The 18,191-nt window shown below is 59.3% G+C and carries 16 protein-coding genes and 3 tRNA genes; 9 read left to right on the top strand and 10 right to left on the bottom strand.

All coding sequences use genetic code 11. From position 1 onward, the window contains the following. Positions 1-251: 251 nt before the first annotated feature. From ACFFFR_RS06890 to ACFFFR_RS06900, 3 genes are read left to right on the top strand one after another with little or no spacing between them, the layout of a single operon-like run. Positions 252-1,592, top strand: a complete 1,341-nt coding sequence (locus ACFFFR_RS06890) for an endonuclease/exonuclease/phosphatase family protein (RefSeq protein ID WP_377459036.1) — start codon at positions 252-254, stop codon at positions 1,590-1,592. A gap of 56 nt (positions 1,593-1,648) precedes the next feature. After that, complete coding sequence (locus ACFFFR_RS06895; protein ID WP_377459038.1) at positions 1,649-2,104, top strand: DUF2871 domain-containing protein; 456 nt, start codon at positions 1,649-1,651, stop codon at positions 2,102-2,104. Positions 2,105-2,160: 56 nt separating this feature from the next. Next, entirely contained in the window at positions 2,161-2,973 is an 813-nt protein-coding gene (locus ACFFFR_RS06900) for a hypothetical protein (protein ID WP_377459040.1), read from the top strand. On the opposite strand, the gene ACFFFR_RS06905 is transcribed toward ACFFFR_RS06900, so the two are convergent. The 7 genes from ACFFFR_RS06905 to pta all read right to left on the bottom strand — a co-directional run bounded on the left by ACFFFR_RS06905 (position 2,974) and on the right by pta (position 11,657). After that, positions 2,974-3,537: a TetR/AcrR family transcriptional regulator gene (locus ACFFFR_RS06905; protein ID WP_377459041.1), complete on the bottom strand. Its 564-nt coding sequence runs from the start codon at positions 3,535-3,537 to the stop codon at positions 2,974-2,976. It abuts the gene before it with no gap. A gap of 70 nt (positions 3,538-3,607) precedes the next feature. Then, positions 3,608-4,873 (bottom strand): DUF445 domain-containing protein, encoded by a 1,266-nt coding sequence (locus tag ACFFFR_RS06910; RefSeq protein WP_377459043.1) that lies wholly within the window; start codon positions 4,871-4,873, stop codon positions 3,608-3,610. A gap of 9 nt (positions 4,874-4,882) precedes the next feature. Further along, positions 4,883-6,022 carry an acetate/propionate family kinase gene (locus ACFFFR_RS06915; RefSeq protein ID WP_377459044.1) on the bottom strand — a complete coding sequence of 380 codons (1,140 nt, stop codon included), beginning with the start codon at positions 6,020-6,022 and terminating at the stop codon, positions 4,883-4,885. Between the two features lie 77 nt (positions 6,023-6,099). Beyond that, entirely contained in the window at positions 6,100-6,636 is a 537-nt protein-coding gene (locus ACFFFR_RS06920) for a hypothetical protein (protein WP_377459046.1), read from the bottom strand. A gap of 29 nt (positions 6,637-6,665) precedes the next feature. Beyond that, positions 6,666-7,967 carry an APC family permease gene (locus tag ACFFFR_RS06925; RefSeq protein WP_377459048.1) on the bottom strand — a complete coding sequence of 434 codons (1,302 nt, stop codon included), beginning with the start codon at positions 7,965-7,967 and terminating at the stop codon, positions 6,666-6,668. Positions 7,968-8,009: 42 nt separating this feature from the next. Continuing rightward, a complete protein-coding gene (locus ACFFFR_RS06930) occupies positions 8,010-9,203 on the bottom strand; it encodes an NAD(P)-dependent malic enzyme (protein WP_377459050.1) in 1,194 nt (397 codons plus the stop codon). 351 nt (positions 9,204-9,554) lie between these two features. Next, positions 9,555-11,657 carry a phosphate acetyltransferase gene (gene pta / locus ACFFFR_RS06935; protein WP_377459052.1) on the bottom strand — a complete coding sequence of 701 codons (2,103 nt, stop codon included), beginning with the start codon at positions 11,655-11,657 and terminating at the stop codon, positions 9,555-9,557. Between the two features lie 106 nt (positions 11,658-11,763). Between pta and ACFFFR_RS06940 the strand changes: the two genes are divergently transcribed. Genes ACFFFR_RS06940 through ACFFFR_RS06950 form a run of 3 tightly spaced genes read left to right on the top strand, consistent with a single transcriptional unit; the run spans position 11,764 to position 14,109 of the window. Continuing rightward, complete coding sequence (locus tag ACFFFR_RS06940) at positions 11,764-12,261, top strand: GNAT family N-acetyltransferase (protein ID WP_377459054.1); 498 nt, start codon at positions 11,764-11,766, stop codon at positions 12,259-12,261. Beyond that, positions 12,245-13,087 (top strand): spermidine synthase, encoded by an 843-nt coding sequence (locus ACFFFR_RS06945; RefSeq protein WP_377459056.1) that lies wholly within the window; start codon positions 12,245-12,247, stop codon positions 13,085-13,087. The genes ACFFFR_RS06940 and ACFFFR_RS06945 overlap by 17 nt, the downstream gene beginning before the upstream one ends. A gap of 53 nt (positions 13,088-13,140) precedes the next feature. Then, on the top strand, positions 13,141-14,109 hold the full coding sequence (locus ACFFFR_RS06950; RefSeq protein WP_377459058.1) for a universal stress protein: 969 nt from the start codon (positions 13,141-13,143) through the stop codon (positions 14,107-14,109). Positions 14,110-14,226: 117 nt separating this feature from the next. On the opposite strand, the gene ACFFFR_RS06955 is transcribed toward ACFFFR_RS06950, so the two are convergent. Then, the gene (locus tag ACFFFR_RS06955; protein ID WP_377459059.1) at positions 14,227-15,999 is read right to left on the bottom strand and encodes an NlpC/P60 family protein; all 1,773 of its coding nucleotides are present in this window, start codon (positions 15,997-15,999) and stop codon (positions 14,227-14,229) included. 446 nt (positions 16,000-16,445) lie between these two features. Here ACFFFR_RS06955 and ACFFFR_RS06960 point away from each other — a divergent pair. From ACFFFR_RS06960 to ACFFFR_RS06970, 3 genes are all read left to right on the top strand, one after another. Then, a tRNA-Glu gene (locus ACFFFR_RS06960) sits at positions 16,446-16,518 on the top strand. A 65-nt stretch (positions 16,519-16,583) separates the two neighbouring features. Then, positions 16,584-16,657: transfer RNA gene (locus ACFFFR_RS06965), tRNA-Asp, on the top strand. Between the two features lie 55 nt (positions 16,658-16,712). After that, positions 16,713-16,785, top strand: a tRNA-Phe gene (locus ACFFFR_RS06970). A gap of 440 nt (positions 16,786-17,225) precedes the next feature. Here the strand turns inward: ACFFFR_RS06970 and ACFFFR_RS06975 are convergent. Next, positions 17,226-17,741 (bottom strand): permease prefix domain 1-containing protein, encoded by a 516-nt coding sequence (locus ACFFFR_RS06975; RefSeq protein ID WP_377459061.1) that lies wholly within the window; start codon positions 17,739-17,741, stop codon positions 17,226-17,228. Continuing rightward, positions 17,738-18,076 (bottom strand): PadR family transcriptional regulator, encoded by a 339-nt coding sequence (locus tag ACFFFR_RS06980; protein ID WP_377459063.1) that lies wholly within the window; start codon positions 18,074-18,076, stop codon positions 17,738-17,740. The genes ACFFFR_RS06975 and ACFFFR_RS06980 overlap by 4 nt, the downstream gene beginning before the upstream one ends. Positions 18,077-18,191: the final 115 nt, after the last annotated feature.

Consider the following 18,191-nt stretch of genomic DNA (forward strand, 5'->3'; position numbering starts at 1 on the left):
ACTGACACCACGTCCTTGTTCATACTCGTCAGCGTAGAGGCATGCGATCAAAGTATGTGAGGCACGACTTGGGCTACGCGATCAATATATGTAAGGTACGCCGGAAACTAGTAATCGCCCGAAATGATAACTAGACTTAGCGTCACGGTCAGATAACAATCTGGAGCGCTCAGGTCACGTTTTTGCATCAAGTCGGCAAGATCGAGCCCTCTCGGTTGAGACTAACTTACCGTCCGGTTAGTGTTGTGGTCATGTCACTCTTCGAGCGTGCACACACCTCCGCTGCCGCCGTCGCCTCTGCGGCGGCGATTTTTCTGGCTGCAAGTGCACCTGCCCACGCTCAAGACCACGAAGTGGCTTCGGCTGACTCCGTCAGCACCCCCGGTACTGCCGTAAATTCTGTGGACCGTTGCCCCGCTAACTTCTTCTCCACGGACGTCGCCGCCACCGAAAAGAACCGTTCCGACCGCGCTGGGGCCCAGTCAGCCAGCATAGATGCTAAGACTGCCGCACACCAGAACGGGAGCGTGCGGATGGCGACCATCAACGCGCAACTCGTTGCTAGTGAAGAAGGCGAGCTGATCGCCCAACTGGAAAATGGTGAGGACGAACGCGCCAAGCGACTAGCAGCCACCTTGCAAACGCAGCGGCCAAAGGTCGTCGCCCTCACCGGGTTCGACTATGACGAGGCTGAGGAAGCCCTCAAACTCTTCCAAGAGCGATACCTTGCCGAGCCGCAGGACAGCACCGACCCCATTCAATATCGCTATACCTTTGTTGCGCCGGTCAACGCCGGTGTGGACTCTGGGTCTGACCTGAACCACGACGGCACTGTTGGCGGCCCGGAAGACGCCTTTGGGCACGGTAAGTTCCCGGGTCAAGGTGGCATGGTTTTGCTGTCCCAGTTGCCGATTAAAGAATCCCAGATTCGCACCTTCACCAAGTTCAAGTGGGAAGACATGCCCAACAACCACTTGAGCGAAACCAAATTCACCAGCATTGAACGCAAAGTGATGCCATTGATGAGTCGGAGCCTTTGGGAAATTCCTGTGGTTTCAGGCCGCGACACTATTTCTTTGGTGGTCACGCACTTCTCTGTGGCCCAAGATTTGGGCGAGGAACAGGCAGAGCAGGGACGACGACTGGATCAGCTCCAATTTCTGGATGATTTTCTCTCCGGTGGTGATCAGGCTGACTACATCGTTGACGATGAGGGCCGCAGCGGAGGCATCGCAAGTAACCGTCAGTATGTGGTGCTTGGCCAGCTAAACGCTGATCCGACGGACGATAAATCCCAGCGGGACTTCTTGCGCCAGCACGCAGCCCCAGGGCAGTTCACTTCTGAGGGTGCCAACACTTTCTTCCGCTCTTCCAGCGACTACAACTCGACGGCCATCACGGATTTGCGTCCACAAAAAACCCAAGGCGAACGACTGAACTACGTGCTCGCTAAACGAGGCACCACCTCCGTGGTTGACGCTGGTGTCTTCTGGCCAAACCCGGCAGCTGAAGAAGCCGTGTTCTTGCCCGAACCGGATGCCGCTGGCATCACCTACCGGTTGGTGTGGGCAGATCTGAGCCTACGCAACTAACCCCAATCACCCGTTCGGGTGATGTTCGCTCTCCGAAAGCCGCATAGCGTGGAAGTATGGAGAAAAAACTACTATATTCATCATTCATTTGGGCCTTCATTGGCGTGGCTTCCGGTGTGTACTACCGTGAACTGACCAAATTCAGCGAATTCGCCTTCGATGTGCCCCAACAACTGTCCACAGTGCACACCCACTTGCTCGTGCTCGGCTTCATCATCCAGCTGCTGGCTCTCGTCGCGATGAAAGTCCTGCGCGCAGCACCGGGCAAAGCCGCTAGCGTCTTCTTCTGGTTCTGGAACATCGGCGTGCTGATCACCGGCGGCATGATGGTCTTCAAGGGGACCCTGCAGGTGCTGGGGGACCCGGCTAATTCGGCGGCATTCGCTGGTATCGCTGGTCTGGGCCACATCAGCTTGACCGTCGGCTTGGTGGCGCTGTTCCTCTGGCTCAAGGATGCGCTCAAGACTGACACCGTGCGCTTGGGCGAGCGTGAAGTGGTCGAACACGTATAAATAATAGTAAGCACGCTGGGAAGATTTTAGATCTGAGCAGTGTTTTAATTGTTGTGATGAAGAAACCTAATGCCAAAAACTTCATGCAAGACCAGCTGGGTAAGTTCGCAGGGAAGCAAGCTTTCGATCAGGACGGACGCCCCAAGCCGGGCTTGGAGAAGGCCATTCTCAACGCTATTGAGGTCCAGCGCCCTCTGGTGCTGGCCAACCTTCGCCGACTGCGCCGCAAACACCCGGAGTGGACAGCGGAAGAGCTGGCGCAAAAGCTCGGCCGTGACTACATGAACACTGTGACGGCCGGTGGCGCTGCTGTCGGCGCGACCGCGATCATGCCCGGCGTCGGAACCGCCGCCGCCTTGGCGCTTTCAGCCGGTATCACGGTCGGATTCCTCGAAGCGACGGCGCTCTACGTGCAGTCCATCGCGGAGCTGCACGGTGTCACCACAGAAGACAAAGAGCGCGCCCAGACCCTGATCATGGCGGTGCTACTAGGTGAAGATGGCAAGAACCTGATCACCCAGTTGGCGGCCCAGAGCGGTTCAATGCCCACGGGTCCGACCTTGTCCCTGCTGCCGTTCATGTCGCAGAAGTCCTTCTCTGGGGCTATCGCAGACAAGATCAAACGCACCTTCTTCAAGAAGGTCTTGCTCCGCCAAGGCTCATCCTTCTTTGGCCGGGCGCTGCCGTTTGGTGTTGGTGCCGTGATCGGTGGTGTGGGAAACCACATTTTGGCTAAGAACAACATCAAGAACACCGCAGAGCTGTTCGGTGCCTTGCCTGCCACGATGCCAGGGGAGTTGGTCCAGGACATCAAGAAGCTGCCGAAAAAACGGTCAGAATATATGAAGAAGGACCCTAGCGGTTCCTAATTAACCCCGGTGGTTGATGCCACCCAGCAACGTCTCGGAGGCCAGTGCGGCAGTAGCTGCGCTGGCCTTCAGTCCTACGGAGAGGCTGGACTCCAGCAGACCCAACAGGCAGGTCATGATCCAGCGCGGGGTGACATCGTCTCTGATCTCGCCGCTGGTTTGGCCTTCAAGAATGCGGTCCTCAAGAGTTTCCAGCAGACGTTCACGCCGGCGAGCGAATTTCGGGTCAATCTCGGCCGTGGTGGTGAGGAGCCCGCGATACTTTTTAGCGATCAGCATCAATTCTTGGGCCAACTCTTCAACCACCTGGGTGGGGGAGGCAGCCTTTTCGGCAACGCGTTCCGTGGCGGATTCCAGCAGCGTCAAAACATGCTCACGCGTGGCGAAGAGAAGATCGTCCACGGAGCTGAAGTGCCGGTAAAGCGTCGCCCGGGAAAGACCGGAGTGCGCCGCAATTTCGGACATCGAAGCATTCGGGTTGTCGCCTAAAACATGCGCGGCTGATGCAAGGATCTTGCCACGGTTACGCACTACATCGCTACGTTCCGAGCCCTTGGCAGCCATAACCCCATCTTGGTTGTTCGTATCGGTTCAATTCAAAGTGTAGCGCAGGTAAACCGAATTGCCAGTCCTGTTAAACCGGATTGAGAATTAGTTGAGCCAATGAATGAATTGTCACTCCGGCAAGGGCGCCAACGATAGTTCCGTTGATTCTAATAAATTGTAAGTCTCTGCCCACAAAAAGCTCTAGGGTTCTACTGGTTTGGTCCCCATCCCAGCGTTTGATTGTCTGCTCAATCACACCCACTAAACTTGGGCCATAATCGCGTAACAATGCACTTGCTAGCTTGGAAAGCTGGCGATCGAGGCTGTTCTGAAGCGGGATATTCGTGGCACATTTATCCGCGACAAAGTCCAGTCCCTGCCCAATTGCAGTTGATAACTCTGATGATGGTTTTGTTAATTCTTCTTGAGCAACCCGTTTTACTGTCTTCCACGTTTGTGCCGCCCATGTCTGCAGTTGAGGCGATGAAAGCAGTTGCTCTTTGTAGGCCTCTACGGAGGACTGAATGGTCGGGTCGTTCTGCAATCGGTGGCTGACATCGGCCAGCCAATCCGTAATGTCCTGACGAACAGTATGCTGAGGATCCGCGTAAATCGCAGCAGCCAACCCCACAAGTTCCCTGTGGATCTTCCGCGCCAACAGTTCATTGGCGAAGGCCGGAGCCCAAGACGGTGCTCGTTCGGTAATAACCTGCTCGATCATCTGGGGATTCTCCGTGACCCAAGTTCCGGCTCGCTCGGCCAGCAAGGTGACGAGTTTTTCATGTTGACCGTGCTCTACCAGCTCGGCGAGGGTCCGCCCTAGGGTGGGGGACCATGCGGGGGCGACGATGTGGCGTTCGGCTACCCCGGTCAGCAGCGCCTTGACGGCCTCATCGTCGGTGAGTTCGAGGCCTCGGGCTAGCACGCGGCGGGTCGTGGCAAGGATGCGCGGGCGTTCTATCGGATCGGCTAGAAGTTCTTGAAGCTTCAGGCCGGCCGTCCGCGTCACGGTGAGGTTCGCGATCTTTTCTTGGGCGACGTCCCCGGCGACAAAGTTGGTGTGGACGAACTCAGAGAGCATCGCGCCCAACTGGTTCTTCTTGCGCGGGATCAACGCGGTATGGGGAATCTTCAACCCGAGCGGGTGGCGAAACAGCGCCGTGACCGCGAACCAATCGGCTAGCGCCCCGACCATGCCACCTTCGGCGGCGGCGCGCAGATACGCAAAACCCGGATAGGACTGCTGCAGCAGGAACCCGACAACAAACAAGCCTGCCATGGCCACCAGAAGCCCGGTGGCACTGGCTTTCATCCGGCGGAGCCGGCGGACCTGCAGTTCTTCGGGGACCTGCATGTTGAAGTCTTACGCTTCGGCGTTTCCGTTGAGCAGTTCCTTCACCAGGCCAGCGATAGCTTCCTCTTCGTTGGTGGGGACGACCAAGACGGGAATAGCCGAATCAAGTGCGGAAATGACACGTGGCTCAGAGGAGCGCGTCACGTTGGTTGGCATATCCAATTTCACGCCCAAAGCGCCGAGACCGGAGCAGACTCGTTCGCGGAACTGCCAGGAGTTCTCGCCGATACCTGCGGTGAAGACTAGTGCCTGCGCGCCGCCGACAGCTACGTGGTAGGCGCCGACGTACTTCTGGAGCCGGTACGCCGCGACGGACAGTGCTAACTCCGCGGCGTCGTCCCCCTCGGCTGCGCGTTCAACGAGGGAACGCATGTCATTGGAGCCGGACAGGCCCTTGAGCCCGGACTGTTTGTTGAGAATGGAGTCCATTTCTTCCGCGCTGCAGATACCCCGGACAATCAACTGGGTGATGATGGACGGATCCACATCTCCGGAACGGGTGCCCATGACAAGGCCTTCCAGCGGGGTGTATCCCATGGATGTGTCTACGGAACGGCCGTTCTTTACTGCCGTGACTGAGGCTCCGTTGCCTAGGTGCGCGATGACGGCGTTGAACTGGTTGCGGTCGTGGCCCAAAAGCTCGGCGGCGATCCCGGTGACGTAATCGTGGGAGGTACCGTGGAAACCGTAGCGGCGGACACCGTGTTCCTTGTAGAGGTAGTCCGGGAGTGCGTAACGCCAGGCATATTCGGGCAAGGTGCGGTGGAAAGACGTATCGAACACCGCGACCTGCGGGGTATCCGGCCAGCGCTCCATGAGTTCACGCATACCCAACGCGTGGGCAGGGTTGTGCAGCGGAGCAAGTGGGGACAACCGTTCGATGGCACGCACAATTTCGTAGTCAATGCGGACCGGCTGGGAGAAACGTTCACCGCCGTGGACAACGCGGTGACCAACAGCCTGAACTTCGCGTTCGCCCAGATCCTTGTGCAGTTGGTCTTCCATGATGACGATAGCGGCACCGTGGTCAGCAATGGGACCTTCACCAATTTGTTCGATGAGACCCTTCGACAGAACATCGCCAGAAGCGGTGTCGATGGCCTGAAATTTCAGTGACGAAGACCCTGAATTAATCACCAGTACGAGCATGAGCTTAAGGCTACCAGTTTGCCGGTTCCGAACCGCCTAACCGTAAGCACAGGTTACAAGCTTAGGCCCGGCGGTGTTTAGAACGGATCGAAGTCCAGCATGCCTCCGAATGCTCTGCCGCGGCCCAGTCCGAACAAGTGCCACAACAGCTCGCTCGCCAGTTGATCCAGCTCATCCTGACAGTCCACGTGCGTGACTCTTTGTTTGCGGAACCGGCCGTGACCGTGGCCGCGTAAGATCAGCTGACCGTCCCGGCGCATGTCAGTGCGCAGGAACAGGTGATGGGTGATGGTGTAGCGCCGGGGTCCCAGCTGGAGCCAACCGTTATGCGAGCTTCGTAGCATCGCATTTGTCTTGCCGTTGTTGAGCTGAACTGGCATCGCAAACCTGCCGAGCAACTCCACATGCGCGCTTTCTCCAGACGTCAAGGTCGGGATTTCGAGGTTCTTCCCCAACCCAAACGGCAGCTTGTCGAAGAAGTCTTCCTTCGGCATGTGCCACCGGGCCACCGGCTCCAGGCCACTATCCCGTAACAAGTAGCCGTTGCCGTCCCGAACCAAGGTGTAGCCGAAAGGCCCCGGTTCGCCGATGATCGCTGCTGGTGAGGAATTCATGGACATAAGCCTAAATGATGCGGTGTCAGTTAGCTCACAGTTTTGCGTTGGCGCCAGAAGCGGTACCCGAAACCGAGCGCGAACACGATGAGCCCACCGATGACCGCCGGCAGCGGCTGTAGAAAAGCGATCCCAACGCAGGCGATCATGCCGGCTATCTGCAGCGCTTTGGGATAGCGCCGCACCTGAGCCGACTGGGTGAGCGCAGACCAGTTTGCAATGAAGTAGTAGAGCAGCACACCGAAGGAACTGAAACCGATGGCGCCACGCAAATCGAGAGTCAAAACAAGCACCACAACAATGGCGGCGAGGATGACTTCGGCGCGGTGCGGCACCCCAAACTTCGGATGAACCGCAGCCAGAGAATTCGGCAAATCGTCGTGTCGAGCCATCGCCAACGTCGTCCGGCCAATGCCGGTCATCAGCGCCAGGAGCGCGCCACAGGCGGCTAACCCAGCTACGGGTGCGATGACGACCGGCAGCCAGCTCCACGTGGAGGACTCATCGGCCACCACCCCGGCCGCTACTGCCAGTGGTGCCGGGGCGCCGGATAGCTTCTGAAGCCCCACTGTGTGCAGCAGCATTAGGGAGATCAGTACGTACAGCACCAGCACCGTGCCCAACGCCAGCAAGATCGCGCGCGGGATGTTCTTCGTCGGTTCGGTCACCTCTTCACCCATGGTGGCGATCCGGGCGAACCCGGCGAACGCGAAGAAGAACAAGCCGGCCGCCTGAACCACCCCAAGCACGCCGGTTTCCGGCAACAATGGGTTCAGTTGCTCGGCCAACGGGACTTCGGCGCCGGAGACGGTAAAACCGGAAATGATGCTGATCGCAAGCGCCGCCACCACAATGCCGACAATCACGGCAGTGGCGGTGGCGGTGCGTTGCACACCGCGGTAATTGATCGTGGCGATCACCAGAACAATTCCGGCAGCAGCCAACCGTTGCGGCCACCCCAGTGAATCACCGGGAACCAGATAGGCCGCCGCGGTCAGGGCCATGGCCGCGGTGGAGGCGGTCTTGCCGATCAAGAAACCCCAGCCGGCCAAGAACCCACGCCACGGTCCGAGCTGCTCCCGTCCGAAAATATAGCTGCCACCGGAGGTCGGATAGACGGCCGCCAACTGGGCAGAGGAGGTGGCGTTAGCGAAAGCCACGAAAGCGGCCAGCCCCAAGGCGATCAGCAGGGCGCCGCCGGCTTCAGCAGCCGCGTGGCCAAAAACGGTGAACACACCGGCGCCGAGCATCGACCCGACCCCGATGATCACGGCATGGGGTAGGGACAGTGCTCGGCGCAGGGAAGGTGCAGAAGCGGATTCGGTGGACATGGCATCTAGTATGTCCACCGGGAAGTGAACAATTGCTTAACGCTACTGATCCGCGACCGCGGCGACTGCCTTGGCCACAGCTGGGGCCACCCGTTCATCCAACGGGGAAGGAACGATGTAGTCCGGGGCAAGATCGTCACCGACCAGATCACTCAAGGCTTGGGCCGCCGCCAGTTTCATCTCGGTGGTGATCTTCTGGGCGCCAGAATCCAACGCGCCCCGGAAGATCCCGGGGAAGGCCAAGACGTTATTGATCTGGTTCGGGAAGTCCGAACGACCAGTGGCCACCACCGCGGCATACTGCTTCGCGATGTCCGGGTGAACTTCCGGCGTGGGATTGGATAGGGCGAAGATCATAGCGTCGTCATTCATCTTCGCCAGGTCCTCTTCGCTCCACTGACCGGTGGAAACACCCACGATAAGGTCCGCGCCAGCAAGGGCGTCGCCCAGGTTGCCGAAGATGTTGTTCTTATTCGTCCGGGCCGCATACTCGGCCTTGATCGCGTTCAGATCATCCCGGTCACGGTGGACGGTGCCCTTGGAATCAACGATGATGACATCCCCGATCCCGGCGACTTGAAGTAGCTCGGTGACGGCAATGCCCGCCGCACCGGCCCCAACGATCACGGCCTTCATGTCCGAGAGCTTCTTGCCGGTGAGTTTGATGCCGGAGTGGACGGCAGCAAGCACGACCACGGCGGTACCGTGCTGATCGTCGTGCATCACCGGGCAATCAAGTTCTTCAACTAGTCGGCGCTCTAGTTCGAAGCAGCGCGGTGCAGAAATATCCTCCAGATTCACGGCGCCGAAGGAGGGCCGTAACCGGATCAGGGTCTCGATGATCTCATCCACATCCGTGGTATCCAAGACCAGCGGAATCGAATCCAGCCCAGCAAAGTTCTTGAACAGTGCGGACTTGCCTTCCATGACCGGCAGCGACGCAGCCGCACCGATGTTGCCCAGACCCAGTACCGAGGTCCCGTCGGAGACGACCGCCACCATGCGGCCAGCCCACGTGTGGGTGGTGACCTTGGCCGGGTCGTCGGCAATCGCCTGGGAGACCTTGGCGACACCGGGGGTGTAGGCGATGGACAGGTCCCGCTTGCTGTTCAACGGCAAGGTGGCTTCTACGCTGAGCTTGCCGCCAAGGTGTGCGTTGAAGACTTCGTCATCGGTGATGGTTTGGGCGGCACGGTTTTCAGCGTCGTTGGTTTCAGTGGTAGGTTGCGAGGTCAAGGAGTGTCTCCTAGCTACGGGAAGGTGGTCGATCTTCGGTGACGTGAGCCGCAAGTGAAGGGAAGCTCTAGCTACGGGTGTGTTCGTTCTGGTCGCCAGCTTGGTCGGTGGTGATTGCGACTCAAAAGAGCTCAGGCAGGTAGGCGGGCGGATCAACGTCAGTGCCGTCGCTACGACGCCCGGTGAAGCGTCAAAACTACAGGCTAGGTCCGTACTTTCTTTAGACCGTTATGCATGCCAATTATATGGGTGCGGTGTGCTGGAGCACAAAATGAAGACGGGCCAGGTGCCCGCGCAGCCGCAGCTGCCAAGAACACCCCAACCCGTCTTAAGCGAAGAGCCTGCGGAGCGTTAGCCCTGTGCTTGAATGGCGGTGATGGCCACGGTGTTGACGATGTCCGCAACGGTGCAACCGCGGGAGAGGTCATTGACTGGTTTGTTCAAGCCCTGCAACACCGGTCCGACGGCCACCGCGCCGGAGGACTGCTGGACAGCCTTGTACGTGTTGTTGCCGGTGTTCAGATCCGGGAATATGAACACGGTCGCCTGGCCCGCCACATCTGAATCCGGCAACTTGGAGGCCGCGATTGACGCGTTGACCGCGGCATCGTACTGGATGGGGCCTTCCAGTGGCAGCTCGGGGGCACGTGAACGGGCCAACTCGGTGGCCTCACGGACCCGGTCCACGTCTTCACCGGAGCCGGAGCCACCGGTGGAGTAGGACAGCATCGCCACCCGCGGGTCGACACCGAACTGCTCGGCGGTCCGGGCCGATGCCAACGCGATGTCCGCGAGCTGTTCCGAGTTCGGGTTCGGGTTCACCGCGCAGTCACCGTAAACCAGCGCGCGGTCTGGCAATAGCATGAAGAACACCGAAGAAACGATCTTGGTGTCCGGGCGGGTGCGCACGAACTCAAGGGCTGGCCGGATGGTGTTGGCGGTGGTGTGGGCGGCACCGGAGACCATGCCGTCAACCATGCCCAGGTGGACCATCATGGTGCCGAAGTAGGCGCCTTCCAACATGACTTCTTGGGCGCGGGCCAAATCGACGCCGCGATGGGCGCGCAAGGTGGCGTACTCTTGGGCGAACTGTTCGCGCAGCTCACTCTCGGCCGGGTCAATCAGGTTGACCCCGTCCAGCTGCAGGCCTTGGGAGGCGGCCAGTTCCTTGATGTCCGCGACATTGCCCAGCACGGTCAGGTCACACACGTCACGGCGGGCCAAGATTTCTGCGGCCTGCAGGATGCGGATGTCTTCGCCTTCGGGGAGCACGATGTGTTTGCGGTCGGCGCGGGCACGCTCGATCAGCTGGTGCAAGAAACGCATCGGGGTGGTCCGCTGCGGCCGGGCCAGCGAGGTGCGTGCCAGCAGCTCGGAACCGTCCACGGCACGGTGCCAGGCGCCGAGCGCAGCCGCGATCTTACGATCCTGACCGGCATGCAGCTCACCCCGGATCTGGGCCACCTTGCCCGCGGTCGAGAATGTGTCCCGGGTGGTTGCGAAGACCGGGAACGGGGCCGCATCCAGGGCATCCCACAGGCGCTTGGTGGGGCGCAAATCATTGGTCAGGATCATACCCGCCGGAACCGGCATGCCGGCCGAGAGCGCGGAGAGCAGGGTTCCCATGACCGCGTCGGAGCGATCGCCGGAGACGATCACCAACGAGCCTTCATTCAGGATGGACAGGAAGTTCCCGCCCTCCATGGAGACTGCCTTGACCTCGGAGACGTCACGGGAGAGGTTTTCGTCTCCAGCGATCTGCTCCATGCCCAAGATGGTGGCGACCTCGGCCACGGTCGGCAGGGAAACCTCTGTAAGTTCAGGAATCACGTAGACCGGGCGGCGGTACTTGCCCGGGCGAATCGCGGACTGAATGGCTTCCAGATCAACGGCTTCATCGCTGGTCTCGGGCTGGGCCCCATCGGCGCGGTTCACCAGCACCGCCAGCAAGTCGACACCGGCACCGTCAAGGGCGCGACGGGTCGAATCGACGGCATCGGCCACGGCCGACGGTGTCTTGCCCAGACCGGAGACGACGGCGATGACCGGGGTGGCCAGGTTGTTGGCCAACGAGGTGTTCAAGTCGAATACTGTGGCCGCATCCAGCGAATGGTTGGGACCAAAGTCGACGGACTGGACAATGACGATCGCGCTGTTGGCAGCGATCCGGGAAAACTCGGCGACGGCCCGCTCATGGATTTCATCAACCCGACCGGCGGCCATCAGTTCCGTGGCTTCCTGGCCGGACATGGCCGCACCGATGCGTTCGTCCGGGAGGTCAAAGGTTTGACGCATCAGCCCCAGCATGGGGTCATCGGCCGGATCCCCGGGGGTGATAGGAGAGAAGAAACCAATAGTGTCTGCCCGTTTGTACAGTGAATCGGCCAGACCTAGAGAGATGAGGGAAGTTCCAGCGGCAGCAGTGGCGGCGTGGACGAAAATGCCCTCGGACACGATCAATACCCCTTACGGTGCTTGGGTGGCGGTGCTTTCTCCCACAGTCTAGCCTGAGAAGATGGCAGGAATTTTTGGGCGTAGTAAGCAAGGTGATCGTTTGTGGGTGCGCGAAGCGGCGCAGGCCGATATCCCGGCTTTCGTAGACTTCAAAACCAAGGCGTGGGAGCAGACCTACGTGGAGTTTGTTGATCCGCGTGTCTTCACCTCGCTGAAAGAGAAACGTTCCCAACAAATTGATTTCTGGCGGGCCGAACTCGAACGCGGTCAGAAACTCTTCGTCGCAGAAGACGCTGACGGGTCGATCGTGGGTGCCGCCGCCGGCACCAAGCCGAAGAAAGACGGCCGCCGCGAACTGCTCCTGCTGTACGTGGACAAGGAAGTCCAAGGCCAAGGTATCGGTGCCCGGCTGATGGCCGACTCGATCGGGGACGACCCGGCGACCCTCTGGGTGATGGGCGTCAACACCCCTGCTATCGGTTTCTACAAGCGCCACGGGTTCGTGCCCACCGGTGAAGAGCGGCGCTCGGAACTGCCCAGCCGCTACGGCGCCGAGATCACCGATGTGCAATTGGCCCGTGACGCACATGGCGCGGAAGCGTAAGGGGCGTTCCGGGTCAGACACCCCGACCACTGTCGAGCTGGTTGGCACGTGGGAGGTTGACCAAGGCGAAGCCCGGATCGAACACGATCCGATTCGCACCGGTGGTCGCCTGCTGATACTGAACGGCACCCTTTCCTCTTATCTTGATCCGGACCCGTTGGTGGTCGAATTCGAATACATGCAGTGGATGGCCGCCGCGTTAGAAGCCATCTATCAGGACCGTCAGGAGCGTTTGCGGCTGCTGCATCTGGGCGGGGCCGGGTGCACGCTAGCCCGCTGGGCTTGCGCTCGCTTTCCCGGTGCGCACAATCTGGTCATCGAAAACGACGCGAAACTGGCTGCGTTGGTGCGCGAACACGTGGACTTGCCGCCGGCGCCGGGGATCCGCATCCGTGTTGCCGATGCTGCTACCGAGTTGGCGAAGATCCACCCGGGCAGCCGAGACGTGATTATTCGGGACGTGTTTGATGATGGGGAGACCCCGCCGGTCTTCAGCACCGCTGAGTACGCACGCACCGCCCAAGAGATTCTGGCCGGTACCGGTGTCTACCTCGTCAATTGCGGTGACCGGCCTAATCTGCGGCAAGCCAGAGCTGAGGCGGCGACACTGACCGAGGTGTTCCGGCATGTATACGCCATCGCGGACGCGGCCATGTTTAAGGGGCGGCGGATCGGCAACATTGTGTACGTCTGCTCTGACGCAGACGAGCTTAGTGCCGTGGACGTGGGGCAGCTGCGGCGGAAGCTGCTGCTGAGTGCCCAAGATATTCAGGTGTGGGACACGGCGCAGGTGCGACATTTTGGCGGTCGGACAACCACGCGGTAGGCCCGTCAACTAAACTAAAAGTGAGAACACTGATCACCTAAGCGGAGGCTTCGATGGAAGAGAAAACACACACCGAAATCCAAGATCCCGGCGTCATCGTCGGCATCGATGGTTCGAATCAATGTATGGCCGCGCTGGGGTGGGCAGCAGATGAGGCGAGCCGCCGCGGAACCATGCTGACGTTGGTCACCGCTTACACGGTGCCGGTCTTCGCGGCCTCTTCCATGGACGCCGGCTACATCGCCATGGACGATGGGGCCATCCGGGCCGGGGCAGAGGCCGTCCTGAAGGACGCCATGGAAGCCCTATCCGGTTACTCGGGCCCGATCCAGACGGTCGTTGAAGTCGGCGACGCTGCCGGCGTGCTGGTCGACCTGTCCAAGCGAGCAGAAGTTTTGGCAGTCGGTAGCCGAGGCCGCGGCGGGTTCATCGGACGCCTGCTTGGCTCCGTTTCTTCGGCGCTGCCGGCTCACGCTAAGTGTGCCACCGTGGTCGTCCCGATCGAATACGCCAAGCACATCACCGAGCGCACCACCGCCGAAGGTAAGGAAGTCGGCCCGGTCGTCGTAGGCGTTGACGGCTCCGATCAGGGCCGTCTGGCCTCGCTGCGTGCAGCCGAAGCAGCCCAGCAGCGCGGCACCAATCTGGTGGTCGTGTCCGCACTGCCACCACTGGGTGGGGCGGTGGCCTGGTTGCCAACCATGGTGGATGAACGTGAGATCACCAAGGACATCCAGGAGAAGCTGGACGCCGGTGCGGCGTGGCTGCGTTCGTACTACCCGGACCTAGATATCAGCACCAAACTGGTTGACGGGGCACCGGTAGACGTCCTGATTGAAGAGACGAAGAATGCCCAGCTGACGGTGGTGGGTACCCGCGGTCGCGGTGGCTTCACCGGCATGCTGCTCGGTTCCACCTCCCAGGGTGTGCTGACTTACGCGCAGGGCCCAGTCATGGTTGTCCCAGACGGAGAAGACCCACGCTTGGAGACTCGGAAGGACTTCGGCCCAGTCCTCGACTAGCCTTCAACGCGCGGGCAAGGAAGTCCGGGCGGAACAGACAAACACCAAGACATGAGAACGAGGGGCGCAGATCCATTTTCGGATCTGCGCCCCTCGTTTCTTGAGCGTCGGACCTACTTAGTACCGGGCCGCTACCGCGTATGGTGCGTTGTAGCTGTAGTACAAGTCGGTCACGGTGATGCCAGCGCTCGGGTTGCGGGCGTGGGCGATCTTGCCGTTACCGATGTAGATGGCCACGTGCCAGAGGTTGCCATGGGTGCCCCAGAAGACGAGGTCACCTTGCCGCAGGTTGTTCACGTTCAGCGGGAATTTCTGTGGTGCCGCATTGAACTGGGCTTGGGCGGTGCGGGCGGAAATGTACTTGCCGCCAGCTGCGTATGCCTGCTGAACCAGACCGGAGCAGTCGAAACCGAGCGGACCGTTACCGCCGAGCACGTAGTACGCACCCTTTTTCTGGGTGATCGCAACGGCGTAGTTGACCGCGCGGGACTGCCAGCTGCCAGCGCTGGACACAGACTGTGCCGACACCTTAGAGGCAGTGGTGTTCTTTGCCGGTGGTGGTGTTTGCTTCTGTGTTTGCTTTGGTCGTGGCGGAGTAGTATTCCGTGGCTGCGGCGGCGTGGTTCTCGGAGCCGGCGGCGGGGTTGGCTTCGTAGTTCGAGTCTGGGTCGAGCTAGCCGTATTGGCGGTCTTCTTCTTATTGGACGAAGCCTTGGTCGAAGTCGAAGCTGGAGAGTTCTTCTTTGAAGAATTCTTAGTAGAAGTTGTCCTTGTGTTCGTGTTCTTCGGCGGCTTAGACTGCGAGTTCGTTGACCCTGCTGGCTTCTGATTCGAACCAGCATTGCTGGAGCCAGATTTAGCGGTATTAGGCGTAGCCGGTACTGAAGGAGTCTCAGTCTCGGGGGAAGGCTCTGGCGTCGGGGAGACCGAAGGCTCCGGAGACGCGGAAGGGGAGGGAGCAACGTTTGACAGGTCGCTATTAGCGGGTGATTGGGACGCGGCCGCGGCTGAGGCCCGCTCGCGATCCTTCTCGGCTTCAATGGCAGCCAGACGATCAGCTTCCTGCTGGCTTTCGGCGACCAATGTCTTGATTTCCTCGGCCACCATTTCCTGGAACTTAGCTTTCGCCTCTTCCTCGGTGATGCCTTCAAGCTGCGCGTACTGCTTGATGAGGGCTGGAAGATCTTCTTCCTCCCACTTCTTCACGGCAGCCAAACGTTCAGCCTCAGCCTTCTTGGCGGCAGCAAGAGCTTCTGCCTTGACCTTGGCAGCTTCTTCAGCTTCGGCTTTAGCCTCGGCGGCCTTCTTGGCCTCAGCCTCTAGAGCTTGGGCTTTGTGGCCGGCAGATTCGGCGCCTTGAGCGGCAGAGTTGGCATACTGCTCTTTACGAGCCTGCTTGTTGATCGCGTCTTCGTCGACCAGCAGGTTCGCAGCATTGCCGCTGTTGCGGTACAGCTCAGCGGCTGCCCCAGCTTGGGCCTGTTGGGCCGCCTGTTGAGCTTCGGAAGCAGCGGAGGCTTCTTGGGCCAGACGGTCGGCCTCAGCCTTACGCGCGGCATAGTTCTCATCGGCGGCAACGTAGCGTTCGTCGCGCTCTTGGGCTTCAGCTTCACGTTCGTCGACGTGTTTCTGGCCCTGGCGCATGGCCTTAGCGACCTTCTTGGACAGGTCTTTCTTCTTGGCCTCGTCCTTCAGAGCTTCTTTGAATTCGGTCTCCGAGGGGACTTCAGGTGCAGGAGTGTCGCGCTTGGCGGCCTGAGCTTTCAGTTCCTTGATGAAGTTGGATTTTTCGATCTGCTCCATCACCGGCGGAAGTGCGATGGCGCCACCAATGACTGCGGTGCTGGCCACCGCGACAGCGGTGATCGATAGCGAGCGACGAAGTTTCAAGTTCTCTCATCCTTTAGTCCGTTGACACACAACGCCGCACTACGTCCATATAACGGTCTAGTTATCTCAAGTTGTTCTGTTGTGACATCAGTATGTGGTGCGGTGAAGGTATCCCTGGGCCCCTCAATAAGGAGTCCAGATATGACTCTCTCCACGGCAAAGCCTAAGGCAACACTAGTAACAGCTGCAACACTAATTCACGCCAGTCACAATAATCACATGGCTGTAATTACGCGGTTTACATCGATGGTTACGCGGCAGTCCGTGATAAAGCTGTTATTTAAAATTCTTTCGGATAACAGTGGCGTAATCTGGCGCAGGAGGTCGATCAGGGCCGAAAATACGGAACCAGAGGGGCCAAAACGTCCGATTTGGAGTTCTGTGCGGAGATCATCTATAGTTGAAAAGTCTTCACCGCTGGGAAACGTTCCAGCCAGAAGAAATAGGCCCCCATCGTCTAGCGGCCTAGGACACTGCCCTTTCACGGCAGCGGCACGGGTTCGAATCCCGTTGGGGGTACTCAAGATGACAAGTCATCAGCAGCGATGCTAGTGTTTTCGTCTTGTGAGTGAATAACTCAATATGGCCCTGTAGCGCAGTTGGTTAGCGCGCCGCCCTGTCACGGCGGAGGTCGCGGGTTCAAGTCCCGTCAGGGTCGCTTAGGTTTTCTGGATTTTCCGGAGGATCGCGGTGATCATCTCACGATGTAACCGGGCTCTGTAGCTCAGTTGGTAGAGCGTTCGACTGAAAATCGAAAGGTCACCGGATCGATGCCGGTCGGAGCCACTGAACCCTCGCGTAGCTTCTACATCGCGAGGGTTCTTTTTAGTTTAACTGCGAGTTATAGGGCTATACGACAAAACGTGGGGATGAGCCGGGCGTGTTAGCCGCGTTCAACACGCTTTATCGCACCAACTGTGGTTGCGAGGAGGCCGAAGAGCACACCGGCAATGGGCCAGACGATCCACGACTGGTGCCAAGCATTCCAGCCGAAGCTCCAGATCAAGAAGATCGCAATGGCCGCTATCCAATAGGGGCCCACAATCCGGTCAATGATGCGATTAGCTTCCAAGTTCTCGGGCCGGTAATCGCCAGATGAGGTGAGCCGATCTTAGGTTCCCCGAGTCATCGTGGTGATGATCAGAATCGCCACACCAAGGGCGACGCCTAAGAAGAAGATGACGGTCCCGATCTGTTCTAAGGCGTGGTTCCCGGGCTGAGACGTATCAGGGTTGTATCGTCCAGTTCGATACGATTTCCCGAAAAGCCGCGAAGATGAACATGCCGACGGCTGCGGCCACAGCAATGAAGAAGATGGCCAGACCGATCGGTTCCGAGAAGTTGAAGTTCATCATGTTGTCGCCGAACACGCCACCGTCACTGCTGAGCAATGATATCGCGGTAATTCCGATCAAGATCAGCGCGACACCGCCGGCGATTAGGTAGGAAGAGCGACGGCGCATTTCTACGTAACGTTCGGCTTTCGCGTCGCTAAAGTCAACGGTATGTTCGCCGATTTCATCGACTTCGGCGCGGATTCCCAGGTCGTCCGCTAGTTCATCGAGGTTACCGAACTGGGTGATGACCCGCCCCACCGCCTCGTGTTCACTGACGCCTTCCGTGCGTAGTTGTTGGTAACGATCCTCGCTCATCTGTAGGAGTTCTGTCTGGGTGCGACGTACCTCTGCAGAGTTCGGGAGGGGGCGAAACATCTGCTCGATATAGGTGATGATGGCATTCATCGTGATGATCCTTCTTCCCTGATGAACTGGCTGACTATCTCCACGGTGGCCAGCCATTCGGCTCGGCGTTGCCAATAGAACTCGCGTCCGGCTTCAGCGATGCGGTAATAGGTGCGAGGCCGTCCGGCGGCAGAAGTGTCCTTGTAGGATTCCAACACTCCTGCCCGTTCTAGGCGGCGCATTGCCGAGTTAAGGGTTGTTTCTTTTATCTCGTAGCGGCCATCTACGCGGGATTCGATCCGCTTTGAGATGGCGTAACCGTACGAGGGCTCGTCTAAGACAGAGTCCAGCACCAGCAGATCGATGGTCCCCCGAATGACATCTCCGCTGATCATGACAGTGTCCTTTGGGGGCGGCTAAAGGTGCTTCGCTAAGACTCATACTGCATCACGCGTAGTATTAGGGCTGAAGGAAAATACGGAAAAATTATCAGCTGGCGCTCAGGGTCTT

It is taken from the genome of Micrococcoides hystricis, assembly GCF_042434215.1.
Classification (GTDB): domain Bacteria; phylum Actinomycetota; class Actinomycetes; order Actinomycetales; family Micrococcaceae; genus Micrococcoides; species Micrococcoides hystricis.

Bases quoted from the DNA above. Each gene is read 5' to 3' on its own strand.
- ACFFFR_RS06890 (WP_377459036.1), top strand. From the start codon at position 252: ATGTCACTCTTCGAGCGTGCACACACCTCCGCTGCCGCCGTCGCCTCT.
- ACFFFR_RS06895 (WP_377459038.1), top strand. From the start codon at position 1,649: ATGGAGAAAAAACTACTATATTCATCATTCATTTGGGCCTTCATTGGC.
- ACFFFR_RS06900 (WP_377459040.1), top strand. From the start codon at position 2,161: ATGAAGAAACCTAATGCCAAAAACTTCATGCAAGACCAGCTGGGTAAG.
- ACFFFR_RS06905 (WP_377459041.1), bottom strand. From the start codon at position 3,537: ATGGCTGCCAAGGGCTCGGAACGTAGCGATGTAGTGCGTAACCGTGGC.
- ACFFFR_RS06910 (WP_377459043.1), bottom strand. From the start codon at position 4,873: ATGCAGGTCCCCGAAGAACTGCAGGTCCGCCGGCTCCGCCGGATGAAA.
- ACFFFR_RS06915 (WP_377459044.1), bottom strand. From the start codon at position 6,022: ATGCTCGTACTGGTGATTAATTCAGGGTCTTCGTCACTGAAATTTCAG.
- ACFFFR_RS06920 (WP_377459046.1), bottom strand. From the start codon at position 6,636: ATGAATTCCTCACCAGCAGCGATCATCGGCGAACCGGGGCCTTTCGGC.
- ACFFFR_RS06925 (WP_377459048.1), bottom strand. From the start codon at position 7,967: ATGTCCACCGAATCCGCTTCTGCACCTTCCCTGCGCCGAGCACTGTCC.
- ACFFFR_RS06945 (WP_377459056.1), top strand. From the start codon at position 12,245: ATGGCGCGGAAGCGTAAGGGGCGTTCCGGGTCAGACACCCCGACCACT.
- ACFFFR_RS06950 (WP_377459058.1), top strand. From the start codon at position 13,141: ATGGAAGAGAAAACACACACCGAAATCCAAGATCCCGGCGTCATCGTC.
- ACFFFR_RS06975 (WP_377459061.1), bottom strand. From the start codon at position 17,741: ATGAATGCCATCATCACCTATATCGAGCAGATGTTTCGCCCCCTCCCG.
- ACFFFR_RS06980 (WP_377459063.1), bottom strand. From the start codon at position 18,076: ATGATCAGCGGAGATGTCATTCGGGGGACCATCGATCTGCTGGTGCTG.